This window comes from Georgenia sp. Z1344 (assembly GCF_049856295.1).
Taxonomy (GTDB): Bacteria; Actinomycetota; Actinomycetes; order Actinomycetales; family Actinomycetaceae; genus JB111.
In genome coordinates this window covers 1-22,008 of the sequence record NZ_JBNDMZ010000015.1, presented here as the reverse complement: position 1 = coordinate 22,008, position 22,008 = coordinate 1, and the positions used below count along the sequence as shown (strand labels likewise).

Genomic DNA, 22,008 nt, shown 5'->3' with positions numbered 1-22,008 from the left:
GAACTCTCTGGCGCGCCCTCCTCTACGCCGTGCCGTGCGGGGTGATCGGGTACTTCCTCCTCCAGGTCGAGGGTGGCTGGGGTCACCGGGACCAGGCCACGCCCGAGGAGGCGCTGGTCGCCGCCGTCGGCACCGTGCTCGTCATTCTCGCCGTGCTCGGGTTCGTCGGGGCGCGGCTCCGCGGGCGGATCGTCGTCGACCTCGGCGCCCGGACCGTCACGGTGCGCGGCGAGCGCACCTCGCTCGACGACCTCGCCGACGTCGGCTTCCTGCCCTACTTCAAGCGCAAGGGCGAGCGGCCCGACCCGCGGGCGCTGCCGCCGGCGCAGGGCTACCCGGCGGGCGACACCATGATCTACGTGACGCTCCGGTCCGGCACGCAGGCCGCCCGACCCTTCCGGATGCGGATGGTCGCCCCGACGATGCCCGAGTCCGACGCGCGGCTCCTGCACGAGATCGCCGTCGCGGTGCGCGCCCCGAGCCTCGCGCAGCTGACGACCGCATTCGCGAAGCAGTACGGGTGGGCCGTCCCGGAGCCGTTCCCGTCCCCTCGCCCGGTCTCGCCACCGGGCCCGGTCTCGCCACCGGGCCCGACCTCGCTCCCCGGCTACCGCTGAGCGGACCAGCGCCAGGCGCCCGCGCCCGCGCGTCGAACGCCGAGCCGGTGGGCGTGGTCGCCCCAGGCCGACGTCGCCCGACCGGCACCGCCGGACCCCGCCGCGCCGGCCGTCACGCCGCCCCGGGGCCGTCCCGCCTCGCCCGTCCCGCCGCCGTCCGCGTCGTCGGTGCGCGCGAGCGCCCGCGCCGTCGCGAGGCCGGCGAGCAGGGCCGCGAGCTCGTCCTCGTCGGGGGTCCCGGAGACCACCGTGAGCGCGGCGAGCGCCGCGACGTCCTCGGTGGACGGGCCGTTGCCCAGGTCGCGGCGCGCGTCGGCGACGAGCTCGTCGTCGCCCTCGGGCCCGGACCAGTCCCGCGCGTCCCCCTCGGTCACAGCGGGATGTTCCCGTGCTTCTTCTCGGGCAGGGTGGCGCGCTTGGTGCGCAGCGCCCGCAGCGCCCGGACCACCTGGGAGCGCGTCTCGTGGGGGGCGATCACCGCGTCGACGTCGCCGCGGCGGGCCGCCTCCCACGGGTTGATGAGCGCGTCCTCGTACTCGCCGGTCAGACGGGCGCGCTCGGCCTCGACGTCGCCGCCCTCCTCGCCGACCTTCTTCAGCGCACCGCGGTGGAGGATGTTGACCGCACCGCCGGCGCCCATCACCGCGATCTGCGCCGTCGGCCAGGCGAGGTTGATGTCGGCCCCGAGCTGCTTGGACCCCATGACGATGTAGGCGCCGCCGTACGCCTTGCGCGTGATGACGGTGACGAGCGGGACGGTGGCCTCGGCGTAGGCGTAGATGAGCTTGGCGCCTCGGCGGATGATGCCCTGCCACTCCTGGTCCGTGCCCGGGAGGAAGCCGGGGACGTCGACGAGCGTGAGGACGGGGACGTTGAACGCGTCGCACGTGCGGACGAACCGGGCGGCCTTCTCGGCGGCGTCGATGTCGAGCGTCCCGGCCATCGAGCTCGGCTGGTTCGCCACGATGCCCACCGGGCGGCCCTCGACGTGCCCGAACGCGGTGATGATGTTCGGCGCGAACGCCGCGGAGACCTCGAGCGCCTCGCCGTAGTCGACGATGTGCTCGATGACCGTGTGCATGTCGTAGGGCTGGTTGTCCGAGTCCGGCACGAGGTCGTCGAGCTCGTGGTCCACGGCCACGATCTCCGCGGAGTCCTCGGCGTCCGCCGGCGGCCAGCTCGGCGGCTCGGAGAGGTTGTTGCTCGGCAGGAACGAGAGCAGCGCGCGGACGTAGTCGATCGCGTCGTCCTCGTCGGACGCGGCGTAGTGCGCCACCCCGGAGCGGGTCGAGTGCGTCGAGGCCCCGCCGAGCTCCTCGAACCCGACGTCCTCGCCCGTGACCGACCGGATGACGTCCGGGCCGGTGATGAACATGTTCGACGTTCCCTCGGCCATGACGATGAAGTCCGTCAGCGCGGGGGAGTACACGGCACCGCCGGCGCTCGGCCCGAGGATGAGCGAGATCTGCGGGATGACGCCGGAGGCAGCCACGTTGCGGCGGAAGATCTCCGCGAACTGGGTGAGGGCCGCGACGCCCTCCTGGATGCGGGCACCGCCGCCGTCGGAGATCCCGATGATCGGCACCCCGGTGCGCAGGGCGAGGTCCATCACCTTGGCGATCTTCTGGCCGTGCACCTCGCCGAGCGAGCCGCCGAGCACCGTGAAGTCCTGGCTGTAGACACAGACCTGCCGGCCGTCGATCGTGCCGTGGCCGGTGATGACGCCGTCGCCCGAGACGCGCTTCTTGTCCAGGCCGAACGCGGTCGAGCGCAGCGTGGCGAAGGCGTCGAGCTCGGTGAAGCTCCCGACGTCGAGGAGCGCCTCGATCCGCTCGCGCGCGCTGCGCTTGCCCCGCTTGGCCTGCTTGGCCGCGCCGGCCTCGGTCACGGCGTCGATCTCGCTCTCGCGCCGGCGGGCGAGGTCGTCGATCTTCGACCGGGTCCCGCTCACGCCGTCGGGGCCGCTCGCCTCGTCGGGTCCTGTCGCAGGGTCGGCTCCGGTCGTGCCGGTGGGGTGGGGTGCTGCGTCGCTCACCCGTGGCAGCCTAGATGCTCGACCGGCCACCCCGACGCCGGGACGCGGGGCGAGGACCGGGAATCGATGCCACCCGGACCGCGTCTCCACGCATCTCGACACAGATCCCCCACGTGTCGCACGCTCGGCGGGCGCGCGGGGCCACGACGCGTGGTTGGCTCTGACCATGAGCACCTTCAGCCGCGTGGTCGAGGTCGACTCGACCGGTTCGACGAACGCCGACGCGCTCGCACTCGCGGACACCGACCCCGAAGCCTGGCCGCACCTGTCCGTGCTCGCGGCGCACCACCAGACCGACGGACGGGGCCGCGCCGGGCGCGAGTGGGTCACCGCGGAGGGCTCGGCCCTCACCGCGTCGATCGTCCTGCGGGTCGACCTGCCGCCGGTGCGCACCACCTGGGTGCCGGTCGTCGTGGCGCTCGCCGTGCGCCGGGCGCTCACCGACCTCGGCGTGCCCGCCGCCACGAAGTGGCCCAACGACGTGGTCCTCCTCGGCGCCGGTACCGATCCGGTCGACGGCTGGGGGCGGGCCCGCAAGGTGGCCGGCATCCTCGTCGAGGTCAGCCCACGCACGCGCGCGCTCGTCGTCGGAATCGGCGTCAACCTCGCCCCCGGCAGCGTGCCGGTCGAGTGGGGGGCGAGCCTCGGCGACGTCGGCGTCGTCGCCACGCCCGCGCAGGTGCTCGAGGCGATCGGCACGCACCTGCCGGGCCTGCTCGACCGGCTCGTGGCGGCGGGCGGCGACGCGGAGGAGGCGGGGCTGGCCGACGAGGTGGCCCAGGGGTCGATCACGATCGGGAAGTCCGTGCGCGTCACGCTGCCCGACGGCTCCGAGATCACCGGCCGGGCGGAACGGCTCGACCCGACCGGCGCGCTCGTCGTGGTCGACGACTCCGGCGAGGAGCACGTCCTCGTCACCGGCGACGTCACGCACGTGAGGTTCGTCCAGGTCGACCCGGCGCTCCCCGCCGGGGACGGGACGGCGGGGGACGGGACCGTCCTGCACGACGACGAGGTCGCGCCCTGATCCCGGCCTGAACGCCGCCGACCGGCCACAGGTCGGAGGGCCCACCCACGACCGGCGGGCACCCACTACGATCGCCCTGTGATGCAGCGCACGCCGGAGGGCCGACCTGCCGTCGGCCCGTCCGACGGTGGGGCCCGCGTCGACCCCGGCGCCCCTGAACTTGCCGAGAGTGCGGCTCAGGCGCCGGCGGCCACCTCCGACAGTGTCGAGAGTGCGGCTCAGGTACCGGCGGAGGCAGCGATCGGCCCCGGCACGGTCGACGACCGGGTGCGCGCCCTCATCGGTTCCGACGCCGTGTACACGATCCGCGAGCTGGCCGAGCAGGCCGGGACCTCCCTCGAGCTCGCCCACACGTTCTGGCGGGCGATGGGCTTCCCCAACGTCGGCGAGACGAGCGTCGTCTTCACCGACTCGGACGTCGCGGCGCTGCGCTCGATGGCCACGCAGCTCGACGACGGCAGGATCGACATGTCGACCGCGATCTCGCTGCTGCGCGCGCAGTCGCACACGACCGACCGGCTCGTGCTCTGGCAGACCGAGGCGCTCGTCGAGGGGATCTCGCGCCAGCGCGGGATCGACGACACGTCCGCCCGGCGCCTGTTCCTCGACAAGGTCGGCGACCACACCGACGTGCTCGAGAAGCAGCTGAGCTACGCCTGGCGGCGCCAGCTCGCCGCGCTCCTGCGCCGCACGGAGGCGGAGGTCGCGAGCCGCGAGCCCGCGACGGCGCCGGGATCGGCCGGCTCGGCGGAGCGCTACCCGCTCACCCGCGCGCTCGGGTTCGTCGACATGGTCGCCTACACGCGCCGGTCGACCGAGCTCGGCTCCGCGGCGCTCGCCGACCTCGTCCAGACCTTCGAGTACACCTCGCGCGACGTCATCACCTCGGCCGGCGCCCGCATCGTCAAGACGATCGGCGACGCCGTCCTCTACGTCGCCGACGACCTCGTGCTCGCCGCCGAGGTGTGCGTCGACCTCATCGCCGCGCTCACGGCGAAGGAGCGCATGCTGCCGGTGCGCGCCTCCCTCGTCTGGGGCGAGGTGGTCTCCCGGTTCGGCGACATCTTCGGCCCCAGCGTCAACCTCGCCTCGCGGCTCGTCGACGTCGCCCCGGCCGGGTCCGTCCTCATGGACTCCGCCACCGCGGACGAGCTCTCCGCCCGCGACCGGGTGGGTGAGTTCCGGATGGTCCCGCTGCCGGCCGCCGGCCTCGAGGGGATCGGCCAGGTTTCGCCGGTCGAGCTCGTGCGCGCGACCGGCTGAGCCCCCACGCCACCGGCTGTGCCGCCACGCGACCGGCTGAGCCCGCGTCGCGATCCGCCGAGCCCCCGACGCGACCGCCCCGGCACGTCCACGACCCGTCGACTTGACCAATCGTTGACGATTGCGCCTACGATGCAGATGTGACTGACGTGCTGCTCGTCGAGGACGACCCTGCGATCGCCGAACCGCTCGCCCGCGCCCTCGGCCGTGAGGGTTACGAGGTGCGCTCCCACACCACCGGAGGTGCCGCCCTCGAGGACGTCGCCCGTGGCGCCGACCTCGTGGTCCTCGACCTCGGGCTGCCGGACATGGACGGCCTGGACGTGGCCCGTGCGATCCGTTCACGCGGCCTGACCGTGCCGATCCTCGTGCTGACGGCCCGGGCGGACGAGGTGGACCTCGTCGTCGGGCTCGACGCCGGGGCGGACGACTACGTCACCAAGCCCTTCCGACTGGCCGAGCTCCTCGCCCGCGTCCGGGCGCTCCTGCGCCGCGCCGGTGGGGACATCACCGAGGAGGACGAGCTGGTGGCGCAGGACGTCCGCGTCGACGTCGCCGCCCACCGCGCCTTCCGCGGCACCCGCGAGATGCACCTGACCGCGAAGGAGTTCGAGCTCCTGCGCGTGCTCGTGCGGGACGCGGGCTCGGTCGTCACGCGCGAGGCGATCATGCAGGAGGTGTGGGGGACCGATCCCACGGGATCCACCAAGACCCTCGACATGCACGTGTCCTGGCTGCGTCGCAAGCTCGGCGACTCCGCGGACCAGCCGCGCTACATCACGACCGTCCGCGCGATCGGCTTCCGGTTCGAGACCTCCGGAGGGTGATGTGCGCCGCCGCGCGATCCGCATGATCGTCGTGGCGGTGACGGTGGCGGTCCTCGTCGTCGGCGCACCGCTCGCGGTGTTCGGCGGGGCGATGATCTGGGGCGACCAGCGCGCCACCCTCGACCTGCGCAACTCCTCGCTGTCCCGGTCGGTCGAGCGCCGCATCGCGACGAACGAGGAGCTCGACGACGACATGCTCGTCGCGTGGGTCGGCGGGCAGAACAACATCGAGGCCAACATCGTCGTCCGCAGCCCCGAGGGCGAGGTGTTCAACGGCGGACCGGCCATCGAGGGCGACGTCATGCGCTCGGTGAGCCGCACCCCGTCCGGCGCCGAGGTGATCATGGAGATCCCGATCTCCCAGGTGTGGTTCCGGGTCATGCAGGTGGTCGGCATCATCGCCGTCACCTCGATGATGGCCCTCGGCATCGCGGTGGCCATCGGCTCGCGGCTCGCGCGGCGCCTGTCCGCCCCGCTCATCTACCTCGCCGCCTCCGCCGAGCAGATCGGGTCCGGCCAGGTGCGGCCGCGCATGCAGGTCTCCGGCATCGAGGAGATCGACCTCGTCGCCGATGAGCTCGTGCGGACCTCCGACCGCATGGCCGGCCGGCTCGCCGCCGAGCGCCAGTTCGCCGCGGACGCGTCCCACCAGCTGCGCACCCCGCTCGCCGCGCTCTCGATGCGCCTGGAGGAGATCGAGATGACGAGCGAGCAGGAGGAGGTGCGCGACGAGGCGCGCCGCTCGCTCGAGCAGGTCGAGCGCCTGACCGGCGTGGTCGACGACCTGCTCAAGACGTCGCGCTCCGCGGGCGGCGGCTCGACCGAGGTCGTCAACCTCGACGAGATCTTCGCCCAGCAGGACGAGGAGTGGCAGCAGACCTTCCTCGCCGCGGACCGCGACCTCTCCTTCACCGACGACGCCGACATGCCCGTCCTCGTCACGCCCGGCTCCCTGTCCCAGGTGCTGGCGACCCTCATCGAGAACTCGCTGAAGTACGGCGCCGGCAGCACCACCGTGACGACCCGCTCGGCCTCCGGCGCCAAGGGCGTGTTCATCGACGTGGCCGACGAGGGCGACGGCGTCTCCGACGAGCTGGCGCCCGAGATCTTCACCAAGCACGTGTCCGGCAAGTCCGGGACGGGCCTGGGCCTGGCGCTCGCGCGCGAGCTGGTGACGGCCGACGGCGGCCGGCTCGAGCTCACGCAGCGGCGGCCCCCGATCTTCCGGGTGTTCGTCCACGCGGTCCCGCGCGAGCTGACCCCCGAGGCCGTCCTCCCGCAGGGCGCCCTCGTGTCCGTGGGCCGCAGGCGCGGGCGCCGGTGACCGGGGGCGGGCGTCGCGACGGGCCCCGGGGTGAGGCACGCCCCGGTCCGCGCCGCGGGCCCGGCCGCACCGAGGTCTCCGTCGCCCTCGTGTCCGTGGTGGTCCTCGCCGTCGTCACGCTCACCCACCTGGTCGCCCAGCTCACCGGGCCCGGCTGGCTGCGGGAGGTCTCGCAGCCGCTCCTCCTGCCGCCGCTCATGGTCGCGGTCCTCGCCCTGACCCCGGCGCCCCGCTCGCACACGACCTCCTGGGCGCTCGCCGCGCTCGCCCTGTCCTGGGGGGGCGACCTCGTGCCGCGCTTCCTCGACACGGGTGGGTTCGAGGCGATGCTCGCGCTGTTCCTGCTCGCCCACGTGAGCTGGGTGATCGCGCTGTGGCCGCGCCGTCGGGGCACCCCCGTGTGGCGCGCGCCCGTGCTCGTGCTCCCGTTCCTCGGCTACGGGATCGTGCTCGTCATGCTGTGTGCGCAGGGCGCGGGCACGCTTCTGCCGGCCGTCGTGGCCTACGCCGTGGCGATCCTCGCGACCGCGATGCTGGCGCCGGCGCTCGGCACGGCCGCCGCCGTCGGCGCGCTCGTCTTCATCGTCTCGGACTCGCTCATCGCCCTGCGCACGTTCGCCGGCCTCGAGCTGCCCGGGAACGGGATGTGGGTGATGCTCACCTACGTCGCCGCGCAGGTGCTGCTCGCCGCGGGCGTCGTGCGGGTCCAGGGCCGCGAGCGGGCGCGCGGCTGACGCACGCACATCGCCGCTCGCTGCCGGTCAGTAGTCGCCGGTCAGCGGTCAGCGGTGGCGCTGTCGCTGGACACCGACCCGTGCACGACCGGATCGGAGCCCACCGGGTCGGAACTCTGCGGGTCGGACCCGCCGCCGGCGGGCGCACCGGGCGCGGCGGGATCGTCGTCGGGCGTGGGGGTCTGCCCGTCCGCGCCGCCGCCGGACGAGTGGTCCTCGGTGAACACGACGTACCGGTAGCAGACGTACCGGAACGCGGTGCCGAGCACGAGCCCCACGCCGTTGGCGGAGATGTTGTCCGCCAGCGGCGAGGTGAGGCGGAGGACGTAGTGCGAGAACGCGAGGCAGCCGACGGCCACGAGCATGCCGCCGATGTTGACGAGCAGGAACATCAGCGCCTCGCGGTGGGCGGCCGAGCGCCGTTTCTCCCGGAAGGTCCACAGCCGGTTCCCGGTCCAGGCCACGACGATCGAGACGGCGACCGAGATGACCTTCGCCGTCAACGGCTTGTCGATGAGGAGCTCGCCGGGGCCGAAGCGCAGGAGGTTGAACAGGCCGATGTCGACGACGAACGCCGAGAGCCCCACCGTGCAGAACCGCAGGAACTCGATCCACCACTCCCGCCAGGTCTGGCCGCGCAGGAGGAGATCGATGAGGCGTCGCACCGGACAACTGTAGGCGGGCGGGGCCGCGCGGACGGGGCCGGTGCGGGGGAGTTCGCACCGTCTAGGCTGTCTCCCCGTGACTCGACGGACCGTGGCCGTGATCGGTGGTGGGCAGCTCGCCCGCATGATGGCGCCGGCGGCGCTCGCTCTCGACGTGCACCTGCGGGTCCTCGTCGAGTCCGCGGACGCGCCGACCGCGCAGGTGGTCCCCGACGCCGTGGTGGGACGGGCCGACGACCGCGACGCCGTGCTCCGGCTCACCGAGGGCGCCGACGTCCTCACCTTCGAGCACGAGCACGTCCCCGCCGAGGTCCTGGCCGCCGTCGCCGCCACCGGCGTACCGGTCCGCCCCGGTCCGGACGCGCTCACGCACGCGCAGGACAAGATCGTCATGCGCGAGCGCCTCGGCGCGCTCGGCGTCCCGTGCCCTTGGTGGACCACCGTGGCGAGCGCCGACGAGCTCGCCGCCGCCCTCGCCGAGGCCGGCGGTCCGGTCGTCGTCAAGACCGCCCGCGGCGGCTACGACGGCAAGGGCGTGCGGGTGGTCTCCGCCCCGGGCGACGTGGCGGACTGGCTCGCCGACCTCGCCCCGGGCGCGCGGCTCCTCGTCGAGGAGAAGGTGCCCTTCACGCGCGAGCTCGCGGCCCTGACGGCGCGCCGGCCGGGTGGCTCGGGACCTGACGCAGCGGGCCCGGACGGCGCCACGGGCGAGGTCCGCAGCTGGCCGGTCGTCGAGACGCGGCAGGTCGGCGGGGTGTGCGCCGAGGTGCTCGCGCCGGCGCCCGGCCTGACCGATGAGCTCGCCGAGCAGGCGCGCGCGATCGCCGAACAGGTCGCGACGGGGCTCGGCGTCACGGGTGTCCTCGCCGTCGAGATGTTCCTCGCCCCGGGCGACGACGGCGAACGGCTCCTCGTCAACGAGCTCGCCATGCGGCCGCACAACTCGGGGCACTGGACGATCGACGGCGCCGTGACCAGCCAGTTCGAGCAGCACCTGCGGGCCGTTCTCGACCTCCCGCTCGGGGACACCGCCCCGCTCGCCCCCGCCGCGGTCATGGTCAACCTCCTCGGCGCCGAGCGGCCCGAGCCGTCCGCCGCGTACCCCGCGGTCCTCGCCGGGCACCCGCGCGCGAAGGTCCACCTCTACGGCAAGGAGGTGCGGCCGGGCCGCAAGCTCGGCCACGTGACCGAGGTGGGGGAGGACCACGGGGGGCTGCTCGCCTCCGCGCGGGCGGCCGTGGAGCTGCTGCACCGCGCCTGAGCCCGCAGGGATGCCAGGATGAGGCACGGGCGGACGCGCGTGCCGCCGGAGCCGGAGGGGACGTCGTGGTCGAGGTCGGGATCGTCATGGGGTCGGACTCGGACTGGCGGGTGATGTCCGCCGTCGCGCTCGCGCTCGACGAGCTCGGCGTGAGCCACGAGGTCGACGTGGTCTCCGCCCACCGGATGCCGGACGAGATGCTCGAGTACGGGCGCGCCGCCGCCCGCCGCGGGCTGCGCGTCATCGTGGCCGGCGCCGGCGGGGCCGCCCACCTGCCCGGCATGCTCGCCGCCGTCACCCCGCTCCCGGTGATCGGCGTGCCGGTGCCGCTCGCGCACCTCGACGGCATGGACTCCCTCCTCTCGATCGTCCAGATGCCCGCGGGCGTGCCCGTCGCGACGGTCTCGATCGGCGGGGCCCGCAACGCCGGCCTCCTCGCCGCCCGGATCCTCGGCGCCGGCGAGGGCGCGCGGGCCGAGGAGCTGCGCGACCGGATGATCGACTTCCAGTCCGACCTTGCCGACTCCGCCCGCGCCCGCGGTGCCCGGCTGCGCGCCTCGCTCGCCGACGACCACCGGGACGACTGAGGTGGCGGTGCCCCTCGAGGTCGGTGCCGGTCTCGAGGCTGACGGCCGCCTCGCACACCTGCGCGCCCTCTACACCGACCTCCACCGCACGCCCGAGCTCGGCCTGGCGGAGCACCGGACGGCCGAACGGGTCGAGGCGGAGGTCACGGCCCTCGGGCTGACGCCCGTGCGCATCGGCGGCACCGGCGTCGTCGTCGTGCTGGAGAACGGGGACGGGCCGACCGTGCTCGCCCGCGCGGACATGGACGCGCTCGCCGTCACCGAGGCGACCGGCCTCGCCTACGCGTCCGAGGTCGAGGGCGTCATGCACGCGTGCGGGCACGACATGCACACCGCCGCCCTGGTCGGCGCACTCGGCGTGCTCGCCGAGCGGCGGGCGGACTGGTCGGGCACGTACGTCGCCCTCTTCCAGCCCTCGGAGGAGGACGCCGCCGGCGCGCAGGCGATGATCGACGACGGCCTGACGGACAAGGTCCCGACGCCGGACGTCGTCCTCGGCCAGCACGTCATGCCGATCGCGGCGGGCACGGTGGCGATCGCCCCGGGGCCCGTGCTGTCGATGGGGGACTCGGTGCGGATCACCCTGCACGGCCGCGGCGCGCACGGGTCGATGCCGCACACGGCGGTCGACCCGGTCGTGCTCGCCGCCGACGTCGTCCAGCGACTCCAGGGCGTCGTGGCCCGGGAGATCGAGCCGGGGACGTTCGCGGTGGTCACGGTCGGCGCGGTGCGGGCCGGGACGTCGGCCAACATCATCCCCGACCGCGCCGAGCTCCTGCTCAACCTGCGCAACTACGACCCGGTCGTGCGCGAGCAGGTGATCGAGGCGGTCGAGCGCATCGTGCACGGCGAGTGCGAGGCGGCGGGGACGCCGCGCGAGCCCGAGTTCGCGTACTACGACCAGTTCCCGCTCACCGACAACGACGAGGCCGTGGTGGCGCGCACCGCCGAGGGCCTGCGCGCCGACCTCGGCGCCGAGGCGGTGCTCGAGGCGACCCCGATGACGGCCTCGGAGGACTTCGCCCGGATCGGCGACGCGTTCGGTGCGCCGTACGCGTACTGGTTCGTCGGGTGCGTCGACGCGGACACCTACGACGACGCCGCCGGTCGCGACGCCGTGGCGACCGAGATCCCGGCCAACCACTCGCCGATGTTCGCGCCCGTCATCGACCCCACGCTCGAGGTTGCGGTTCGTGCGCAGGTCGCGGCCGCGCGGGCGCACCTCGGCGCCGGGGCGGACGACGCGGGGGCGTAGGAGGCTCGGTCGGCCCTCGCTGAGCCCCTGGTCCGCCCTCGCTCAGCCCCCGCTCAGCCCTGCGCCGGCCCGCCGGCGAGGTCCGAGCGCGCCTCCTCGGCTCCGTTCGCGGCCTGCTCGATCAGCGGGTGGTCCGGCGGGAGCAGGCGCTCGAGGTCGCCGCTCAGCTCCTCGAACTGGGCCAGCGCCCGGCCCGGGTCGACCTCGAGGGTCGCCCACGCCTCGCGGTGGCGGGCGTCGAGCGTGGAGAGGTGCTCGGGACCGACGCCGGGCCGGTTCGACCGCAGCGCGACCAGCTCGGCGAACACCTGGCGCGCCTCCTCGAACCGCCCCTTGGCGGCGAGCAGGTCTGCGCTGCGGGCCGTCGCGATGTCGGCGAGCTCGAGGTCCTCGGGGCGGTACCGGCGCGCGTCACGGCCGAGGAACATGTTGGCGTCGAGGGCCTCGTCGAGCTGCCCGGCCTCGACCAGGGCGGTGACGTGGCGGGCGCCGGCGCGCAGGGCGGTCCCCGAGGTCGGGCCGTCGAGCGAGGAGACGGCCTCCGCGCGGCGGGCGTAGGCCTCGACCGCGCCGTCCGGGTCCTCCGCGCGCGTGCGGGCCTCGGCGAGCAGGAGCAGCGCGTCGGGGAGGAGCTGGCGGTCGGCGGGGGAGTCCGCGCGGTCGACGAGCTCCTGGGCCCGCTCCGGCTCGACGCCGGTGGTCGCGGCCGCACGGAGGTCGTCGGCGAGCGACGAGCCGCCCGACGCCGAGCCCACCCCGGACATCGCCCCGGTGCTCGCGTGCGAGCCGGTCGTCACGGGCGCGCCGGTGTCGTCGAGGTCGTCCGAGCCGTCCGGCCCGGCGAACCGGTCGTGGTCGGGCACCTCGTCCGCGGCCGCGTGTGCCGCGCCGGCCGCGTGCGCCCCACCGTCCGCGTGCGCATCGGCCTGGTGCGGGCCGCCCTCGCCGAGGCCGTCGACGTTCGCCCCACCGGGCGCCCCGTCACCGCCACCGACGCCGCCGGCTCCGTTGCCCGCCTCGCGCCCGTGCGCGGCGGCGTACGACCCGCCACCGGCGGACGACCCGCCACCGGCCTCCTCGAGCTCACGCTCGAGCGACGGCGTCTCCTCGCCCCGACCCGAGGCGCGCAGCGCGTCGATGAGCGCGGAGATGAGACCGGTGCGGGTCTCGGCGTCCTCCGGGCCGAGCTCGCGGGCAAGAACCACCCCGGGGCCGAGGACGTCGACGGCCTCGTAGTGGCGACCGAGCAGCCCGAGGGCCTTGCCGAGCTCCCCGCGCACGAGCAGGACGTCGGCGTCGGCGGGGCCGTAGAGGGACTCGGACCAACCGAGGACGTCGCCGAGGGCGGTGACGGCCGCGGCGTGGTCCCCGGCGTCGAGCAGGTGCCCGGCGCGGTCGACCTCGGCGCCGAGCCGGGCGTCGTCCTCGGGCGTGGGGCGCCGCGGGGCGAACCCCTCGTGGGCGTCGGTGTTCATCGAAGTCCTTCCTCGCGCGACCGGTGCGCCGCGCACACCCCCGACGCTAGCCGCCCGCGGGGGTCGTCGGCTCCTCCGAGGACGGGGCGATCGTCCCGTCGCGGACGGACTCGAGCCACGCGGGCATCGCGTCGGCGTCGAGCAGGACGGTCACGCCGAGGCCGCCGGCCCGGTAGGCGGGGTCGGCCACGGGCGGTGCGCCGACGAACCCGCCGTTCGAGGCGCCCCGGAACGCGAGGGCGAGCCGGCCGAGGTCGACGATGCCGGTCTCCTCGTCGGTGATGAGGACGTCGGTGCCGGTCCGGGCGAGCGAGACGTGGCGTCGCGGGTCGAGCAGGGTGCCGGGCGTTGCCACGGAGTCGGCGATCGCGCCGATGACCTGGCGCTGGCGCAGCCCGCGGCCGATGTCACCGGTGGGGTCGGAGTAGCGCATCCGGGCGAACGCGAGGGCGGTCTCGCCGTCGGAGACGTGGCACCCGGCCTGCCAGCTGAGTCCGGAGAACTCGTCCTCCACGTCGTAGTCGAGGCAGAGCTCGACCCCGCCGACCGCGTCGACGATGTCCGAGAGTCCGCCCATGCCGATCTCCACGTAGTGGTCGACGGTGAGCCCCATGAGCTCCTCGACGGTCTGGACGAGCAGCTCGGGCCCGCCGAGCGAGTAGGCGGCGTTGAGCTTGTTGTCGCCGTGCCCGGGGATCTCGACGAGGGTGTCGCGCGGCAGCGAGATGAGCGAGGGAGTGCCGGACTCCGGGTCGTGCAGCACGAGGATCGAGTCCGAGCGCGAGCCCTCGACCCCGTCCTCGATGGCGCCGCCGCGGGTGTCGGTGCCCGCGAGGACGTAGGTGGTGCCGGTCGTGTCCTCGGCGCCCGAGAGCGCGGTGGTGTGTGCGATCCGGCCGTCGGCCCAGATCGCGAGGCCCACGGGCCACGCGACGACGAGCACGAGGAGGGTGACGAGCACGAGGGCGATCACTCGTCCCGGCCGACGACGACGCCGCTGCCGCGGGGGCCGACCCGGCGGCGGTGGCGGGCGGTGGCCGGGGTCGTCGGGATACCGCGGACCACCGGGGTGCTGCGGGCCGGGGGCGTGCTGCGGCTGGTCCGGGTACTGCGGCCCGGCGGACCGGCCGGCCCGCGAGGACGACGGCGGTGCGTACGACGGCGGGGGCTGTGCGGCCTGCGCGTGGCCGTCGTTCCAGCCGTCCGCCACGGCGGCGGGCATCGCGCGGGTGGCCCCGGCGTCGCCGTGCCCACCGGCGCGGGCGGCCCCGGCGTCGCGGGGCCCACCGACGGGGGCGCCACCTGCGTCGGCGCGCGTGGGGATGCCGCTGCGGTCGGCGGCCGCGCGGCGCGGGGAGGCGGCCGGGCTCTGACGGATCGACCGCCGCACGGTGGCGTTGCCCTGGTCGTTCGGCGGAGGAGGCGGCGCGGCGGACGAGCGGCGCGGGTTCACCCGGGTCGCGCCGGTGGCGGCACCGGCGCCGTCACGCGCACCGTCGGCCCCGGAGCCCGCGGGACGCTCGGACCGCGGCGGTCGCTGCGGCGCACCGTCGGACCGGCGCCCCCGGCGGGGTGCGTACGACGGCGGAAGCTCGTCGTCGTTCATCGTGTCCCCCCGGGTCGTCGTCCAGCGATCCGCAGGCTATCCGCGATCCCGACCGACCGGGTGGCACCACCCCGTGGAGTGGTCACCGGGTGCACGGCGGGAGGGGGGCGGCCTCCGGCTCGGCCGTCGGGGCGGGCGGGGCAGCGTCGTCGGGCGTGCCGTGGCTGTCGGCCTCGTCGGTGGGGGTCTCCTCCGCCGCGACCGCGTCCCGTGCCTCCTGGGCCAGGTCGCCGCCCGTGCCGATCGCCGTGCCGGTCTCCTCCGGGGCCGCGCCGTCCGACGCACCCTCCGACGCCCCCTCGGACGCGCTCTCGCCCGTCCCCGCGGAGTTCGACTCGTCGGTCGGGGTCCCGCCGCCGAGCTCGGGGTCCGCCGCCGCGGTCGTCCCCGGGATCGGCTCGTCCTCGCGCAGGGCGGCCCACACGTCGTCGGCCTCCTCGGTCGGGGTGACGCGGTAGCCCGCGGGCTCCCAGGGCATCGTGAGGAACCCGATGTTCTCGCCCTCGAGGCCGCGCAGCGAGACCGCGAGGCCGGCGAGGTTGCGGATGCTGCCGAACTCGGGCGAGGTCGTCAGGGTCTGCGTGCCGGCGTCGAGCACCGAGTACAGGCGCGGCAGGTCGAACAGGACGCGGCTGGAGAGCACGTCGCGGGCGATGGCGCTGACGAGCTGCTGCTGCCGGCCGATCCGGGAGATGTCCGAGCCGTCGCCGAGCGTCTGGCGGGCGCGCGCGTAGCCGAGCGCCTCCTCGCCGTCGAGGATCTGGCAGCCCTCGTCGAGCTCGAGCCCGGCACCCGGGTCGTCGATGTCCTCGTCCACGTACATCGGGACCCCGTCCAGGGCCTCGACGACGCCGATGAACCCCGCGAAGTCGACCACCATGTAGTCGTCGATCCGGACGTCGGACATGCCCTCGACGGTGGCGATCGTGCAGGCGGCGGCCGCGCTCACGTCGCCGTGCTGACCGCCCGTGTGGAAGGCGGAGTTGAACATCCCGGCCTCGACGGGCTCGGTCTCGGAACCGTCCTCGAGCGTGCAGGAGGGGATCGGCACGAGCGTGTCCCGGGGGATCGAGACGATGTCGACCCGCTCCCGGTCCGAAGAGATGTGGACGATCATCGTGGTGTCGGAGCGCATGCCCTCGACGTCCTCCTGACCGCCCTGGGCGCTGTTCGCGCCCTCGCGGGTGTCGGAGCCCATGACGAGGATGTTCATCGCCTGCCCGGCGTTCGGGTCGTCCGGGTCCTCGACGACGGTGGGGCGCTCGTCCTCGTCGAGGAGGTGCGTGACGTCCTCGGTGGTGATGTTGCCCTGGAGGTCGTTGTACATCGCGGCGACCGCACCGATCCCGACGGCGACGACCGCCGTGGCGGCCCCCGCGATGATCGGTCCGCGGCGCCGCCGCCGCTGCGCCGGGGCAGGCTTGCGGTGCCGGGGCTGGTAGGGCTCCTCGCGCGGCGTCTCCGGCTCGGCCGCGCCGTCCTCGGCGTCGGGCGGCATGACTCTCACGATACGGCCGGGTGGCCGAAAGGTGGACGTCCGTCGACGGCATGGCGGCGGGGAGTTCTGCCCCCGCGCTGGTCCTCGGCCCGCGATGTGGGAGGCGTCTCGTCCCAGGTGGGGCCGGTGGGTCGGTGGTGCGGGTGCTAGCCGTCGGCCCGGCGGTCCTCGACGGGGTCGTCCGCGTCACGCAGGGGTTCGTCGTCGGGCGCGTGGCGGGTGTCGTCGTCGGGGGTGTGCGGGGTCCCCGACGGTGCGCGCCGGACCTCGCCGTCGGCCTCCCGGATGGCGAGCCGCCGGGCGAGGATCGTCGTCTGCCGGTCGCGCCGTGCGTGCCCCCGGGCCGTGACGACCACGTAGCCGAAGAACACGACGACGAGGATGTAGAGCACGAGGTCCGTGCCACGCCCGACGCCGACGAACCGGGCCACCGACGAGACCCACGAGGGGAACAGCACCGAGATCGCGGCGAGCGCCATGAAGCCGAGGAGCCCGAGCCGGCGGATCGCCTGGTGGCGGGAGCCCGCCGTCGACCGGGTGAGCAGGACGGTGAAGGCGACGACGGCGACGAGGAGGAGGATCTGGATGATCCGCGTGTCTCCGGAGACGGGCATCAGCGGATCACCAGCTCCCACAGGATGTTGACGGAGTTGAGCAGCGACTGGCCCTTGGCCTTGGAGTAGTCGGTGTAGACGATCTCGATCGGGTGCTCCGACCACGGCAGCGACGTGCGGCCGAGCTGGAGCACGATCTCGGTGGCGTGCGCCATGCGGTTCTGCCGCAGGTCGACGTGCCGGGCGGCGTCGCGTCGGATGACCCGCAGACCGTTGTGGGCGTCGGTCAGACGCATGCCGGTGGACTGGTTGGTCACCCACACGGCCGTCTTGAGGACGAGCCGCTTGAGCAGGCCCGGCTTCGTGCGGTCGTCGAGGAAGCGGGAGCCGAAGACCACGGCGAGGTCCTCGGTGCGGGCCCTCTCCACCATGTCGACCGCGTCGACCACCCGGTGCTGCCCGTCGGCGTCGAAGGTGACGAGGTAGCGGGCGTCGGTGCGCGTGAGGACGTACTCGATGCCGGTCTGCAGCGCCGCCCCCTGCCCGAGGTTGAACGGGTGCGTGACGACGACGGCGCCCGCCGCGGCGGCCGCGGCCCCCGAGGCATCGGTCGACGAGTCGTCGACGCAGACGATGTGCGGGAACGTCTCGCGCGCCTCCGACACGACGCGACCGATGACGGACGCCTCGTTGAAGACGGGGATGACGAGCCAGGCGTCGTCCACGGGTGGCACCATGGGCATGGGCCGCATTGTCGCAGGCTCGTGGACGACAGCAGGGCAGCGTGCCGTGCGCGGGCCGGTCGCGTGAGCGGCTCGCCCGGGGCGGGGCGTCGGCCTCGACACGAAGGGCAGCGCATGACCGCACGGATCGTGGACTCCGCCGACGTGGCGGAGACCGCTCGCATCGGCGACGGCAGCTCCGTCTGGCACCTCGCGCAGGTGCGGGAGGACGTCGAGATGGGGGAGGGCTGCGTCGTGGGGCGCGGCGCCTACATCGGCACCGGCGTGCAGATGGGGCGGCACTGCAAGGTCCAGAACTACGCGCTCGTGTACGAGCCCGCGCGGCTCGGCGACGGCGTGTTCATCGGGCCCGCGGCCGTGCTGACGAACGACACCTATCCCCGTGCGATCAACCCGGACGGCTCGCTCAAGTCCGCCTCCGACTGGGACGCGGTCGGCGTGACCATCGAGGAGGGCGCCGCGATCGGCGCCCGCGCCGTGTGCGTCGCGCCCGTGACGGTGGGCGCCTGGGCGACCGTGGCTGCCGGCGCCGTGGTGACCAAGGACGTCACCCCGTACGCCCTCGTGGCCGGCGTACCCGCGAAGCAGATCGGATGGGTAGGACGTTCGGGCGCCCGACTCGTCCAGGACGGGGAACAATGGCGGTGCCCGCTGACCGGGCAGCGGTACGTCGAGACGAACGGCGTGCTGACCGAGACGGAGGAGAACGCGTGAACGACGAGCTGCCCATGATCCCCGCGGCGAAGCCGGTCATCGGCGACGAGGAACGCGCGGCGGTCGACCGCGTGATGCGGACCGGCATGATCGCCCAGGGGCCCGAGGTCAAGGCCTTCGAGGAGGAGTTCGCCTCGGTCCTGGCCGCCGGCCGCACCGCCGTGGCCGTCAACTCCGGCACGTCCGCCCTGCACATGGGCCTGGTCGCCGCCGGCATCGGTGAGGGCGACGAGGTCATCGTCCCGTCCTTCACGTTCGCGGCGACCGGCAACTCGGTGGCGCTGACCGGCGCGACGCCGGTGTTCGCGGACATCGAGCCCGAGCACTTCTGCCTCGACCCCGAGTCGGTGCGTGCCGCGGTCACCGAGCGCACGCGCGGCATCATGCCCGTCCACCTGTACGGGCACCCGGCGAACATGGACGCGCTCCAGGCGATCGCCGACGAGCACGACCTGCAGATCTTCGAGGACGCCGCCCAGGCCCACGCCGCCACCTACCGCGGCCGCCAGGTCGGCACGTTCGGCGCCTTCGCCGCGTTCTCCCTCTACCCGACGAAGAACATGACCTCCGCCGAGGGCGGCATGGTCACCACGGGCGACGAGAAGCTGGCCCGCCGGGTGCGCCTCCTGCGCAACCAGGGCATGGAGAAGCAGTACGAGAACGAGGTCGTCGGCTACAACACGCGGATGACCGACGTGCACGCCGCGATCGGCCGCGTCCAGCTCGGCAAGGTCCTCGGCTGGACCGAGCGGCGCCGGGCCAACGCCGCGTTCCTCGACGCCAACCTGCGCGGCGTGGTGGTGCCCCCGGTCGCCGAGGGCGCCGAGCACGTCTACCACCAGTACACGGTCCGCGTGCCCGTCGAGGGCGACGGCGGCGCCGAGCGCGACCGCATCGTCGCCGCGCTGCGCGCGGAGCACAAGGTGGGCTGCGGCGTGTACTACCCGATCCCCAACCACCGCCTCGAGTCCCTCGCCGTCTTCTCGCCGGGCCTCGAGCTGCCCGAGACCGAGCGCGCCGCGCAGCAGGTCATCTCGCTGCCCGTGCACCCCTCCCTCGAGCAGGGCGACCTCGACCGCATCGCGGCCGCGGTCGAGGCCGTGACCGGGGCGGGGGCCTGATCGCGATGGGAGACAACGTGGCTGGAACGACTGCGACCGATGCCCCGCTGCGCGTGGGGCTCATCGGGCTGGGCTCGATGGGGCGCCACCACGCCCGGGTCATCCGGGAGACCGAGGGCATGGACCTCGTGGCCGTGGCCGACCCGGGTGGCGACCGCTTCGGCGTCGCCGGGTCGCTGACGGTGGGCAGCGACGTCGAGTCGCTCATCGACGCCGGCATCGAGGCGGCCATGGTCGCCGTGCCGACGATCTACCACGAGGAGGTCGCCCTCAAGCTCGCCGAGGCCGGCATCCACACGATGGTCGAGAAGCCCATCGCGCACGACGTCGCCGCAGGTCGCCGCGTCGCAGGCGCCTTCGAGGAGGCCGGGCTCACCGGCGCCGTCGGGTACGTCGAGCGGTGCAACCCGGCGATCGTCGCGCTGCGGGACAAGCTGGCCGAGGGGTTCCTCGGCGAGATCTACCAGATCCAGACCTTCCGGCAGGGCCCGTTCCCGGCGCGGATCTCCGACGTCGGCGTGGTCAAGGACCTCGCGACCCACGACGTCGACCTCGCCGCGTTCGTCGCCGGCTCGCCGTACAGCTCGATCTGGGCGCGGACCACGCACCGCTCGGGTCGCGAGTTCGAGGACATGGTGCTGGCCACCGGACAGCTCGCCGACGGGACGATGGTGGGGCACACCGTCAACTGGCTCTCGCCCTTCAAGGAGCGCCGGACCGTCGTGACCGGTGAGCGCGGGGCCCTCGTGGCCGACACCCTCAACATCGACCTCACCTTCTACGCCAACGGCACGATCCCCACCGAGTGGGACGCCGTGGCCGCCTTCCGCGGCGTGTCCGAGGGCGACATCACGACCTACGCGATCCCCAAGCGCGAGCCGCTGCGGGTCGAGCAGGAGCGGTTCCGCGACGCCGTGCGCGGGGAGGGCGACGAGGTCGTGTCGATGGCCGAGGGTGTGCACACGCTCGAGGTCGTCGAGGCGATCCTCTCCGCCGCCGGCGACGGTGTGGCCGTCCAGCTGTAGCCGCTGATCGCTGACGCAGCACCACGAGGGGCCGACCGTCACCGGTCGGCCCCTCGTGCCGTTCGCCCGCGCGTGCCGACCGGCAACCTGCTCGGCGACCACACAACTTCTCGCCGAAAGGACGGTCTCCCGCCGAGGAGTCGGGTTGTGCGCCGAGAGTACTCACGGCCGGAAGGTGTCAACCTGTTTGGAGTCGTTGGGTTGATTGTTCGGTGTTGAGAGTGACGTTCGCTAACGGTGCTCTGATTCGGGGGGTGCGGGGGTAGCGCTCGGGGTGGCGGGCGGCCAGGTCTTCGAGAGTGGACTGTCGCTGGTGATGGACAGTGCGCCAGCTGCCGTCATGGACGCTCTGCGGTGTGTGGCCCTCGAGCGACGTGTGCCGGTGAGTGGTGTTGTAGTCGGTGATCACGGTCGTGGCCCAGCGACGAGCATGGGCCATGTCGTGGAACCAGCCGGGATAGCGGGACTGGTACTTCGCTGTCTTGAACCATGATTCGGCGTACGGATTGTCGTTGGAGACCCGGGGCCGGTTACGTGAGCGGGTAATGCCCAGCTCGCGGTAGAGGTCGGACAGGGTGTCGGACATCATCGACGGGCCGCCATCGGAGTGCACGATCTGCGGGTGCGTGCCCTGCGCGTCGAACGCGGTCTCGAACATCGCTCGGGCCAGGTCATCGTCCTCGCCCTGTTCAACCCGCCAGCCCACGACCAGGCGCGAGAAGACGTCGATGACGAGATAGAGACTGAGCCACTGCCCGTGGTACTTGCCCGCGAGCTTGGTGATGTCCCAGCACCAGACCTGGTTGGGCGCGGTGGCTCGGAACTGCGGCATCGCGCTGGCCCGCCGCCGGCGCCGGGGCCGGCTGGGCCGTTGCGGCCCCAGATGAGCAGCGGCGAGCCGGTGCCACGTCCTGAGCGAGGCGATCGGATCGCCCGCGTCCAACGCGTCGTGCCACGACGAGTACACGCCGCGACCGACGGCGAACCCCTGGGCGATCAGTCCCAGGATCTGCTCCCGCTCGGCGTCGGTGACCCGGTTGGGATAGTCCCGCCGTGCCTGCGGAACCGGACCGGGCACCCGGTCGCGGGGATGGCGGCGGTAGTGCCACGTCGCGCGACTGATCCCGAGCAGTTCCAAGGTGGCGCGCTGACTGGTCCCATAGCTCTTGATCTCAGCGACCAGCTCGTTCTCGAACGCGATGAAGTCCGAACCGCCCGTCGCCGTACCCGAGCCGGTGGTTGGGTTCAGCTCTCGTCCTTGGGCTCCTGCTGCTCGCCGGCGCGGTCGTGCAAGAGCCCGATAGCTTTTCCCAGCGCATCGTTGACCTCCTGGAGTCGCTCGATCTCAGCGGCGTGTTCCCGCCGATCGGCCTCCCGCGCAGCCTTCTCCGCCGCGAGCTGGACCTCGAGCTGTTTGAACTTGGCTCCACCAGCGACATCCATCAAGGAAGTGTCCCTGGGAATCAGCTCGGCATCCAGATCGCCAAAGAAGAACGCCTTACGCCAACGACTCATCGTTCGCGAGTCGATCCCCCTCTCTGCGAGCCATGCCAACTTCTGACCGTGCTCGACAACCAGGTACTCGGCCACGAACTCAGCCTTCTCCTGCGGAGTGCGCAGACGTGCCAACATCGACCTCCTCGATCGACTCACACCCAGGCTGACACACAGGGGGCG

Annotated in this window: 22 protein-coding genes; 12 read left to right on the top strand and 10 right to left on the bottom strand. The window is 73.7% G+C overall.

Annotated features, from left to right (window positions below):
* The first annotated feature begins 41 nt into the window (after positions 1 to 41).
* Positions 42 to 617, top strand: coding sequence for a hypothetical protein (locus tag ACPYO6_RS15210; RefSeq protein WP_425715615.1), 576 nt, complete (start codon positions 42 to 44; stop codon positions 615 to 617).
* Here the strand turns inward: ACPYO6_RS15210 and ACPYO6_RS15205 are convergent.
* Positions 608 to 991 (bottom strand): acyl-CoA carboxylase epsilon subunit, encoded by a 384-nt coding sequence (locus ACPYO6_RS15205; protein ID WP_425715613.1) that lies wholly within the window; start codon positions 989 to 991, stop codon positions 608 to 610. The two genes, ACPYO6_RS15210 and ACPYO6_RS15205, sit on opposite strands and share 10 nt — an antisense overlap.
* Entirely contained in the window at positions 988 to 2,568 is a 1,581-nt protein-coding gene (locus ACPYO6_RS15200) for an acyl-CoA carboxylase subunit beta (protein ID WP_425715669.1), read from the bottom strand. Before ACPYO6_RS15200 ends, ACPYO6_RS15205 begins: the two co-directional genes overlap by 4 nt.
* 250 nt (positions 2,569 to 2,818) lie before the next feature.
* Between ACPYO6_RS15200 and ACPYO6_RS15195 the strand changes: the two genes are divergently transcribed.
* From ACPYO6_RS15195 to ACPYO6_RS15175, 5 genes are all read left to right on the top strand, one after another.
* The gene (locus ACPYO6_RS15195) at positions 2,819 to 3,679 is read left to right on the top strand and encodes a biotin--[acetyl-CoA-carboxylase] ligase (protein WP_425715612.1); all 861 of its coding nucleotides are present in this window, start codon (positions 2,819 to 2,821) and stop codon (positions 3,677 to 3,679) included.
* Between the two features lie 81 nt (positions 3,680 to 3,760).
* A complete protein-coding gene (locus ACPYO6_RS15190) occupies positions 3,761 to 4,942 on the top strand; it encodes an adenylate/guanylate cyclase domain-containing protein (protein WP_425715668.1) in 1,182 nt (393 codons plus the stop codon).
* A 140-nt stretch (positions 4,943 to 5,082) separates the two neighbouring features.
* A complete protein-coding gene (locus ACPYO6_RS15185) occupies positions 5,083 to 5,769 on the top strand; it encodes a response regulator transcription factor (protein ID WP_425715611.1) in 687 nt (228 codons plus the stop codon).
* Between the two features lies 1 nt (position 5,770).
* Complete coding sequence (locus ACPYO6_RS15180; RefSeq protein WP_425715610.1) at positions 5,771 to 7,093, top strand: ATP-binding protein; 1,323 nt, start codon at positions 5,771 to 5,773, stop codon at positions 7,091 to 7,093.
* An 89-nt stretch (positions 7,094 to 7,182) separates the two neighbouring features.
* Positions 7,183 to 7,827: a lysoplasmalogenase gene (locus ACPYO6_RS15175; RefSeq protein ID WP_425715609.1), complete on the top strand. Its 645-nt coding sequence runs from the start codon at positions 7,183 to 7,185 to the stop codon at positions 7,825 to 7,827.
* Positions 7,828 to 7,868: 41 nt separating this feature from the next.
* Here ACPYO6_RS15175 and ACPYO6_RS15170 read toward each other — a convergent pair whose 3' ends face one another.
* The gene (locus tag ACPYO6_RS15170; RefSeq protein ID WP_425715608.1) at positions 7,869 to 8,492 is read right to left on the bottom strand and encodes a GtrA family protein; all 624 of its coding nucleotides are present in this window, start codon (positions 8,490 to 8,492) and stop codon (positions 7,869 to 7,871) included.
* A gap of 76 nt (positions 8,493 to 8,568) precedes the next feature.
* On the opposite strand from ACPYO6_RS15170, the gene ACPYO6_RS15165 reads away from it, so the two are divergent.
* The 3 genes from ACPYO6_RS15165 to ACPYO6_RS15155 all read left to right on the top strand — a co-directional run bounded on the left by ACPYO6_RS15165 (position 8,569) and on the right by ACPYO6_RS15155 (position 11,595).
* On the top strand, positions 8,569 to 9,753 hold the full coding sequence (locus ACPYO6_RS15165) for a 5-(carboxyamino)imidazole ribonucleotide synthase (RefSeq protein ID WP_425715607.1): 1,185 nt from the start codon (positions 8,569 to 8,571) through the stop codon (positions 9,751 to 9,753).
* An 86-nt stretch (positions 9,754 to 9,839) separates the two neighbouring features.
* Positions 9,840 to 10,340: a 5-(carboxyamino)imidazole ribonucleotide mutase gene (gene purE / locus ACPYO6_RS15160; protein ID WP_425715667.1), complete on the top strand. Its 501-nt coding sequence runs from the start codon at positions 9,840 to 9,842 to the stop codon at positions 10,338 to 10,340.
* A gap of 7 nt (positions 10,341 to 10,347) precedes the next feature.
* The gene (locus tag ACPYO6_RS15155; protein WP_425715606.1) at positions 10,348 to 11,595 is read left to right on the top strand and encodes an amidohydrolase; all 1,248 of its coding nucleotides are present in this window, start codon (positions 10,348 to 10,350) and stop codon (positions 11,593 to 11,595) included.
* 53 nt (positions 11,596 to 11,648) lie between these two features.
* On the opposite strand, the gene ACPYO6_RS15150 is transcribed toward ACPYO6_RS15155, so the two are convergent.
* From ACPYO6_RS15150 to ACPYO6_RS15130, 5 genes are all read right to left on the bottom strand, one after another.
* The gene (locus tag ACPYO6_RS15150) at positions 11,649 to 13,070 is read right to left on the bottom strand and encodes a hypothetical protein (protein ID WP_425715605.1); all 1,422 of its coding nucleotides are present in this window, start codon (positions 13,068 to 13,070) and stop codon (positions 11,649 to 11,651) included.
* 46 nt (positions 13,071 to 13,116) lie between these two features.
* A complete protein-coding gene (locus ACPYO6_RS15145) occupies positions 13,117 to 14,676 on the bottom strand; it encodes an LCP family protein (RefSeq protein WP_425715604.1) in 1,560 nt (519 codons plus the stop codon).
* Between the two features lie 82 nt (positions 14,677 to 14,758).
* The gene (locus ACPYO6_RS15140) at positions 14,759 to 16,174 is read right to left on the bottom strand and encodes an LCP family protein (RefSeq protein WP_425715603.1); all 1,416 of its coding nucleotides are present in this window, start codon (positions 16,172 to 16,174) and stop codon (positions 14,759 to 14,761) included.
* A gap of 146 nt (positions 16,175 to 16,320) precedes the next feature.
* Complete coding sequence (locus ACPYO6_RS15135) at positions 16,321 to 16,788, bottom strand: DUF2304 domain-containing protein (RefSeq protein WP_425715602.1); 468 nt, start codon at positions 16,786 to 16,788, stop codon at positions 16,321 to 16,323.
* Positions 16,788 to 17,480: a glycosyltransferase family 2 protein gene (locus ACPYO6_RS15130; RefSeq protein WP_425715601.1), complete on the bottom strand. Its 693-nt coding sequence runs from the start codon at positions 17,478 to 17,480 to the stop codon at positions 16,788 to 16,790. Before ACPYO6_RS15130 ends, ACPYO6_RS15135 begins: the two co-directional genes overlap by 1 nt.
* A gap of 105 nt (positions 17,481 to 17,585) precedes the next feature.
* Here ACPYO6_RS15130 and ACPYO6_RS15125 point away from each other — a divergent pair, with 105 nt between their 5' ends.
* Genes ACPYO6_RS15125 through ACPYO6_RS15115 form a run of 3 tightly spaced genes read left to right on the top strand, consistent with a single transcriptional unit; the run spans position 17,586 to position 20,331 of the window.
* The gene (locus tag ACPYO6_RS15125) at positions 17,586 to 18,185 is read left to right on the top strand and encodes an acyltransferase (RefSeq protein WP_425715600.1); all 600 of its coding nucleotides are present in this window, start codon (positions 17,586 to 17,588) and stop codon (positions 18,183 to 18,185) included.
* A 14-nt stretch (positions 18,186 to 18,199) separates the two neighbouring features.
* Positions 18,200 to 19,306, top strand: coding sequence for a DegT/DnrJ/EryC1/StrS family aminotransferase (locus ACPYO6_RS15120; protein ID WP_425715666.1), 1,107 nt, complete (start codon positions 18,200 to 18,202; stop codon positions 19,304 to 19,306).
* Between the two features lie 17 nt (positions 19,307 to 19,323).
* Positions 19,324 to 20,331 (top strand): Gfo/Idh/MocA family protein, encoded by a 1,008-nt coding sequence (locus tag ACPYO6_RS15115; protein ID WP_425715599.1) that lies wholly within the window; start codon positions 19,324 to 19,326, stop codon positions 20,329 to 20,331.
* Positions 20,332 to 20,509: 178 nt separating this feature from the next.
* Here the strand turns inward: ACPYO6_RS15115 and ACPYO6_RS15110 are convergent, their stop codons facing one another.
* Together ACPYO6_RS15110 and ACPYO6_RS15105 are read right to left on the bottom strand one after the other, a co-directional pair.
* Positions 20,510 to 21,502, bottom strand: coding sequence for an IS3 family transposase (locus tag ACPYO6_RS15110; protein ID WP_425713788.1), 993 nt, complete (start codon positions 21,500 to 21,502; stop codon positions 20,510 to 20,512).
* 74 nt (positions 21,503 to 21,576) lie between these two features.
* Positions 21,577 to 21,963: a hypothetical protein gene (locus tag ACPYO6_RS15105; protein WP_425713778.1), complete on the bottom strand. Its 387-nt coding sequence runs from the start codon at positions 21,961 to 21,963 to the stop codon at positions 21,577 to 21,579.
* Positions 21,964 to 22,008: the final 45 nt, after the last annotated feature.